Raw genomic sequence first — 6,928 nt, 5'->3', positions numbered from 1 at the left:
GATCCCTCAGAGACGATGAGGTAGATAGGTCCGAGGTGGAAGCGTGGTGACACGTGGAGCTGACGGATACTAATCGATCGAGGACTTAACTATAACCCATCTAATCTGATTTCGTTGTTTGTGGATCTCTTATTTAGTTTTTAAGGTATAAAAAAAGTTATACCACAAATAATATGTCTGGTAGCAATAGCGGAGAGGTCACACCTGTTCCCATGCCGAACACAGCAGTTAAGCTCTCCAGCGCCGATGGTAGTTGGGGCATTGCCCCTGCAAGAGTAGGACGCCGCCAGGCAAATTTTTTGTATAATATTCTGTTAGTTGTTAAACTAAAATAAATATTTCTGATTGTTCCACAGTAGCTCAGTGGTAGAGCTATCGGCTGTTAACCGATCGGTCGTAGGTTCGAATCCTACCTGTGGAGCCATTTTTATGCTTCCATAGCTCAGCAGGTAGAGCACTTCCATGGTAAGGAAGGGGTCAGCAGTTCGAGTCTGCTTGGAAGCTTTGCCTTTAAACCTTGATGTAAAGAGATTCCCCTGATGATTCCGGGAGTCGCTTTATTCTTCGATTTTTACTAATTCGCCGACATTCTAACGGCAGAAGCTTGTTTTTCATTGATTTTTTGATGGTTCATCTTGCTTTGTAATTTTTCTATTTTAAAACCTGACTTTTGCAGTTAAAATGAAGTAAAAACAGCCTTGAACCCCTATGATTACTGGTTCTTTGGCTGTTTTTGTTTGTCAAAAAGTTGTAGTGTAAATCACCCTTTGGCCGCTCCTAAAATTTTTTATTTCTCCTAAAAAGTTTGACCAACACAGATGGTAAGAAGGTATTGATTATGCTATAACTCTTATAAGCGGTGTAATTCCGGGGTTTGGTCTAGTAAAAGATATTGACAATCACATTCAGCAAGATCGAATCGTTAAGGTATTACAAATGTTAAACGATAAAGATATTGATTTAGAACAATAGTTTAAAAAGATACAAAATGAACAAAATGATGAAAAGCCTTTTTATCTCCTTACTAAACTATGACAAAATGTGTAAAAAGTGGTGCTATATAAATCAAAAACAGAAATTCATCTTTCACTTCAGATTGGAAACAAAACTTTTAGGAGAACCGACTACATATACCCAAAAGAAAACGTTTGCTTTTTGGTTGTTTATGACTGAATTTGATGTTATTATCTTGACTTCTGCAGTAAAGTGAGTAAAAGAACGGCTGTACCCCTTGTTATGATTGGGATTATGGCCGTTTCACTTTGTCAAAAAGTTGTAGTGTAGAATCATCCATTTTTGGTGCATCCTAAATTTTTTTACTTATCCTTATAAAATGCACTTATGACAAGGGTTATACATCATTATTTTTAAATATTGAAGAAGTTCATCTTTTTAAAATTCATCATATATTTCTTTAGAATCTAATGTAAGTGCTATACCACGATTAACCATAAAAACCAGATTAATACTGCTTTAACCGCCAATAATATGACAAAAATAAAATGAAAAACACCAGGCAATATCATAGCGACAATGCTTCAGACTTACCTATTTGGAAAATGTGCTGCAAAACTAGGACTACATACATCCTCAAGAAAACGTTTGCTTTTTTGATTGATTTTGACTGAATTTGATGGCATAACCCGATTAAATATCTTTGCTTATGCTGCTTTACGAAAATTAAACATACCCTTAATAACTTGTTAACAGAGTTCTGCTATACTTATTTGTAATACATACAAGGAGGGAATTATCTTGCGCAAAGTGTATAAACCTGTTTTAATTCTTGTAATTGTAACAATGGTGATAGGAAGTTTTTCTGCAAAGGCATCAACTGTTTCAGCTTCAGGGAAAACATCTGGGGCAGATTTAGATGTCGGTTTAAAGGTGATGACATATAATTTGCGATATTTAAATGACAGCGACCCTTCCCCACATACTTGGGCTGAAAGACTTCCTGCCATAAAAAAGCTCATACGTAAAGAAAAACCGGGCATTTTTGGGACGCAGGAAGTTCTATATCAACAGTTGAAAGATTTGGAAGGTAGTTTACCAAAATATGAATGGATTGGTTTAGGGCGTGAAGGCGGAAGCAAGGGTGAATACTCGGCAATTTTTTATAACGAAAAACGTTATACCCCTTTAGAATATGATCACTTTTGGTTATCAGATACACCAAATGTGGTAGGTTCCAAAACATGGGGAAATTCAATAACACGTATGGTTACATGGGCAAAATTCGTCGATAAAAAAAGTAAGCAAAAATTCTATGTGGTGAACACTCATTTTGACCATGAATCTGCAAATGCTAGAGAAAAGAGTGCGGAATTAATTTTAGAAAAAGTAAATGAGTTTGATTCGGGACTTCCAATAGTATTAACGGGGGATTTCAATGCGGGTCCTGAAAGTGTTCCACACCAAACCTTAACAAGTGAGGGAGCATTTGATGATTTGTGGGAAGCTGCCGAGGTTAAAATAAATGCTGACCTTGGAACTGCCAATGGTTTTGAAGATCCGAATGGCGGTGGTCCGGAAAACCGAATTGATTGGATTCTTGCCAAAGGTGGTATTTCCGGACACTCAATTGAAATCTTAAATTATCGTAAAAATGGTCAATTCCCAAGCGATCATTATCCGGTTATAGCGAATATGACAATGTCACACTAGATACATATAATAGTAAAGTCTCCAATTAACGGAAGAAACAGGTGCTCTTAAGATTGGTACAGGTGGACTAGCTTGTACCGGTCTTTTTTGACTTCATGTCGGAATTCTACCATTTCTTTATCAGTTCAGTTGTAAAGGTTAATGGCCTAGATAATATGAGTGTATCGAAAGAACATTTTCACGAATTTTATGACCTTGTAAGGGCATCTGGTGTGACAGAGTTTGAAAAAATCAAATGGACGCTGCAGAACGGGCAGAAAGAAATCATGAACAGTTTTGGATTTGATCTAAACAATTGAAGGTATTAATAATCAAACAAAGATCTTAAAACAAAATCCATTTAGCCTTAAACGATTTGATCGATTTCGGCCGTGGGTATTATTACATCGCCAATATAAACAATTAGATGTCCGGGTTTAATAAGGAGTGAGCAAGGCGCTCACCCCAGCATTTAATTCTTCAAGTTCACTCACAGAAGCCAGTTCACCTATTATTTGTTAAGATTTCAAGAACGTTCGAGACAAAGATATCTTGATCAATTTCCAGGGCAATACGTGCACAATTTGGTCCAAAACAATTACTCGACTCTGGCCGGAAGTCAGCGATACTTTCCCCGTACGCAATGTCACCTTTGTGCCTCACTCTAACCTCTCGCTTTTTGTACCCATACAAACCATTGATGTCGAGAGCTGCCATCAAAGCGGCCAAATCGTGTTGTGGTGTTCCGGTTATACTTGGATCTCGTTGTTGATAATATTCATAATAGAAATCTAAGATCGGTTTGATTATCTTTTCTAAAGGTGAATCTGCACGAGTATCGATGAGATTGACAATCCCTGGGGTCAATATAGCATTCTTTGTCACGTTTAAAGGAACGATCGTTAGGTTAACTAGATTTTGACAAACGTAATCAGCGGCAATTGGATCACCGAAAAAGTTTGCTTCTGCTACTTCAGACGCATTGCCAGGTTCGAGGAATGCCCCACCCATTACATAGGTTGCTTTTACATCTTCCATCACTTCGGGACTTAAATAATGGGCGATGGCCAGAGAGGTACATCGTCCGACATTAACGATTATTACCTCATTCCGGTTTTCCTTGATCAACTGGAACAATTTACTGAAATTCGTCCGATTTGCATAGCGTTCCTCTGGAATTGGCGGATCGATCGGCCCCAGTCCTTCTATTCCATGAACTTCAGGAAAAAAGACAGGTTCTTCACCACTCAGGGGACGAGTGGCACCAGCAATAACAGGAATATCTGTACGGCCTGCCAGTTCCAATAAGTACTCGACATTCCTAAACGTTTTTTCCCGATCGACGTTACCGTAGCCACTTACAACACCAATCAGATCTATCTCAGGATTCTTCAGCGCGTAAGTCAATGCAATGGTATCGTCTATACCTGTATCGGCAAATAAGATTATTTTTGTCATTTTTTTCACCCCAACTTAGCTTATGAAAAAAAGACAGGCATGCTTGTATGTTTGTCCGAAGAACGTCTTCAAAAGAGCGGAAAATGGTTAAATGTAGTTGTCTCGCTAATGTGTTCCAGAACCAGAACCTAAAACGATAAATCTTTTTTATACAAACTAAACAGAACCCTTTCCATTTGTCGTACGGTCTTATCAATGTATTTAAAAGAATAGCTATGGATTTCAGCGGCGAATTTTGAAGTTTTTACATTGCCAATACCTTGTCTAACAACCGTTGATTTTCATGTCCATCCTCAATTAATGGCAGGTCTGGATCCAAATTGTGATAAGCAATGTATTCATAAACCTTGTCAATGAACGGAAAAAACGCGGGATAATAAGCACTGGCCTCTGTTGATAAATGCGATGGTATTTCATTAGCTGCTGGTGCGTCGACTACAATCAATTGTTCATTGGCTTTTCCATAGCATAATTGTTTATCACCAGTTAGCGTGATTGTTCCGGCACTGCCATATATTCGTAAAGAAGTGCCAAACCCATGTGTTATGCCGGATAATAATTGAATAGAGAAAGTGGCATGACGAGTTGTTTTTCCATGGATGAAAAATGCATCATCTGCGTTCCTTGTCTCTCCTGCACCTTGTGGGACATGGGTATGGACAAATCCGTTCATTTCCGTCATTTCATCGCCTGACAGCCATCTGATGCAATCAATCATGTGAGACCCAAGAGCTCCTAGCATCCCGCCGAAATTTTCCTTGCGCCCCATCCAGCCAATTATGTTGGAAGAGAGTCTTACATATTGCGGACTGGTTATATGATATTCATAATGAAGGGGCTCGCCAATTTTGTTTTCCTGGATCAGCTTTTTTATCTTTTGACGAACAGGCAAGTATCTCCATTCAAAATCAACGAATACCTCGGTCTGACATTCTTTGGAGAGCTCCACTAATGCCTGAGATTCCCGGCTATTCATGGTAAAGGGCTTCTCGCATACAACATGTATCCTTTTTAACAATGCATAGCGCACCATCTCATAATGGTGGATTGGTAGGGAGCTGACGAAACAAATATCCAGCTCTTCCCGAGCCAGCATTTCCTTCCAATCTTTGTAATGTTTCGGAGGGTTATTCCAGTTGTTTAATTCCTTTGGAAGCTGATGACGTGTAATAGTGCTGACAGCAGTTACCTCTATAGCTGGGTGTGTTTCGATAATTTGGGCTTGTACCCTTAGCCCAAATCCGCCTCCAATAATTCCGATTTTCACATGTATCACACTTTCGTTTTAGTTAGTACTTCTCCATCACCGGATGACCTAATTAAATCTGCACAATTAAAAATCCCATATATAATATTCGCTATATCAGTCACGAATCCTTTTTGTTTCAATTTGTTTATGTCATAATCAGGAACATTTCAATTAAATAAACAAAAAAAATCTCATCATATACATTTAAACATTTTTCTATTATGCCGATATAAGTAATGTATCATCAGGGAGGATGATTGTGCCATGGCATTAACGTTAGGAAGAAAAGCCGGTGAAAAAGTGTTTATCATAGATGAACACGGCAGGGAAATTGAGATTGAAGTGATGAAAGCAGAGGGGAACATTAAAAATGCTCTCAGACTGCGAATCACAGCTCCACAGGAATTTAAAGTTGTTCGTGGAGAGGTTTATGACGGTAGTAGCTCCTAATCTAGGGGATATTATAAACTCTAGCAAGTCACAAGGATAGGTCTTGCTAGTAAAACAATTAAACAAGGAGGTAGATTGATTATGATTATCAATCACAACATTGCGGCACTTAACACACATCGTCAATTAAGTGCAAACAATGGTGCAGTACAAAATTCTTTGGAGAAGCTTTCTTCAGGTCTTAAGATCAACAAAGCTGGCGACGATGCAGCAGGTTTGGCAATCTCTGAAAAAATGCGTGGGCAGATTCGCGGGTTGGAAATGGCGTCTAAAAACGCTCAAGACGGTATTTCTCTGATTCAAACTGCTGAAGGTGCTTTGAATGAAACACATTCTATCTTACAAAGAATGCGTGAATTAGCAGTACAGTCTTCAAACGACACGAATACAGATACAGACCGTGCTGAGCTTCAAAAAGAAGCAAATCAATTGGCTGAAGAGTTGACTCGGATTGCTGACAATACAGAATTTAATACGCAAAAATTATTAGATGGTAATTTTAAAGCAACTTTTCATATTGGTGCAAACGAAGGTCAAAACTTAAAAATTGATGTTGCTGCAATGGGGGCTAATGCTTTAGGTGTTGAAGGTAAACTAACAGAAGATACTATTGAGGCTGCTGGCGATGGCGAAAAGCCTGAACTAGTTATAGGTGGCGAGGAGTTTACTGGAAAAGTACTTAAAAATGGTGAATCCGTAGTTGCTGTTGAGGTAGAGGGTAAATATTATTCGATTTCTGATGTGGAAGTTGATAAGCCAGGGACTCCCGGAGGAGAAGACACCGATGGAAATCCTGTGGCAGCAGAGCCTGCAACATTTAAATTTAAAGACGGTGCAGTTGAATTAAAATTAGCAGATGGTGATGCTTATGGAAGCATCGATATTTCAACTCAAGAAACAGCAGATGCTGCAATCACTAAGTTTCAAACAGCGATTGATACGGTCTCAGCAGAACGATCTAAACTTGGTGCAGTACAAAACCGCCTAGAACATACAATTAACAACCTAGGCGCATCTGCAGAAAACCTAACTGCTGCAGAATCACGTATTCGTGACGTTGATTATGACTTAGCTGCCGCTTAGCAGCGACAGTCACAGTCGTCCTAACTGGTAACGGTTAGTGAT

The 6,928-nt window shown here is 38.9% G+C and carries 5 protein-coding genes, 2 tRNA genes and 2 rRNA genes; 7 read left to right on the top strand and 2 right to left on the bottom strand.

What is annotated here, in order from left to right; all coding sequences use genetic code 11:
* The 5 genes from IEX12_RS05840 to IEX12_RS05820 all read left to right on the top strand — a co-directional run.
* Nucleotides 1-93: ribosomal RNA gene (locus IEX12_RS05840) — 23S ribosomal RNA — on the top strand; the annotation flags it as partial.
* An 83-nt stretch (nt 94-176) separates the two neighbouring features.
* Nucleotides 177-292, top strand: a 5S ribosomal RNA gene (gene rrf / locus IEX12_RS05835).
* Between the two features lie 57 nt (nt 293-349).
* Nucleotides 350-424: transfer RNA gene (locus IEX12_RS05830), tRNA-Asn, on the top strand.
* Between the two features lie 7 nt (nt 425-431).
* Nucleotides 432-504 (top strand) — tRNA-Thr (locus IEX12_RS05825).
* Between the two features lie 1,260 nt (nt 505-1,764).
* Nucleotides 1,765-2,667 (top strand): endonuclease/exonuclease/phosphatase family protein, encoded by a 903-nt coding sequence (locus IEX12_RS05820; RefSeq protein WP_230856193.1) that lies wholly within the window; start codon nt 1,765-1,767, stop codon nt 2,665-2,667.
* A 483-nt stretch (nt 2,668-3,150) separates the two neighbouring features.
* Here IEX12_RS05820 and IEX12_RS05815 read toward each other — a convergent pair whose 3' ends face one another.
* Both IEX12_RS05815 and IEX12_RS05810 read right to left on the bottom strand, forming a co-directional pair.
* Nucleotides 3,151-4,104 carry a nucleoside hydrolase gene (locus tag IEX12_RS05815; protein ID WP_088051979.1) on the bottom strand — a complete coding sequence of 318 codons (954 nt, stop codon included), beginning with the start codon at nt 4,102-4,104 and terminating at the stop codon, nt 3,151-3,153.
* Nucleotides 4,105-4,348: 244 nt separating this feature from the next.
* Entirely contained in the window at nt 4,349-5,371 is a 1,023-nt protein-coding gene (locus IEX12_RS05810; RefSeq protein ID WP_088051980.1) for a Gfo/Idh/MocA family protein, read from the bottom strand.
* A gap of 246 nt (nt 5,372-5,617) precedes the next feature.
* On the opposite strand from IEX12_RS05810, the gene IEX12_RS05805 reads away from it, so the two are divergent.
* Together IEX12_RS05805 and IEX12_RS05800 are read left to right on the top strand one after the other, a co-directional pair.
* Nucleotides 5,618-5,803 (top strand): carbon storage regulator, encoded by a 186-nt coding sequence (locus IEX12_RS05805; protein WP_088051981.1) that lies wholly within the window; start codon nt 5,618-5,620, stop codon nt 5,801-5,803.
* Between the two features lie 81 nt (nt 5,804-5,884).
* Complete coding sequence (locus tag IEX12_RS05800; protein ID WP_088051983.1) at nt 5,885-6,886, top strand: flagellin N-terminal helical domain-containing protein; 1,002 nt, start codon at nt 5,885-5,887, stop codon at nt 6,884-6,886.
* Nucleotides 6,887-6,928 lie beyond the last annotated feature (42 nt).

This window comes from Lentibacillus populi, assembly GCA_014642895.1.
Taxonomy (GTDB): domain Bacteria; phylum Bacillota; class Bacilli; order Bacillales; family Amphibacillaceae; genus Lentibacillus_C; species Lentibacillus_C populi.
The sequence above is the reverse complement of the archived record's forward strand: the minus strand, read 5'-3'. Positions and strand labels throughout refer to the sequence as shown.

Coding starts and splice junctions, on each gene's coding strand:
- IEX12_RS05800 (WP_088051983.1), top strand. CDS start 5,885: ATGATTATCAATCACAACATTGCGGCACTTAACACACATCGTCAATTA.
- IEX12_RS05815 (WP_088051979.1), bottom strand. CDS start 4,104: ATGACAAAAATAATCTTATTTGCCGATACAGGTATAGACGATACCATT.
- IEX12_RS05805 (WP_088051981.1), top strand. CDS start 5,618: ATGGCATTAACGTTAGGAAGAAAAGCCGGTGAAAAAGTGTTTATCATA.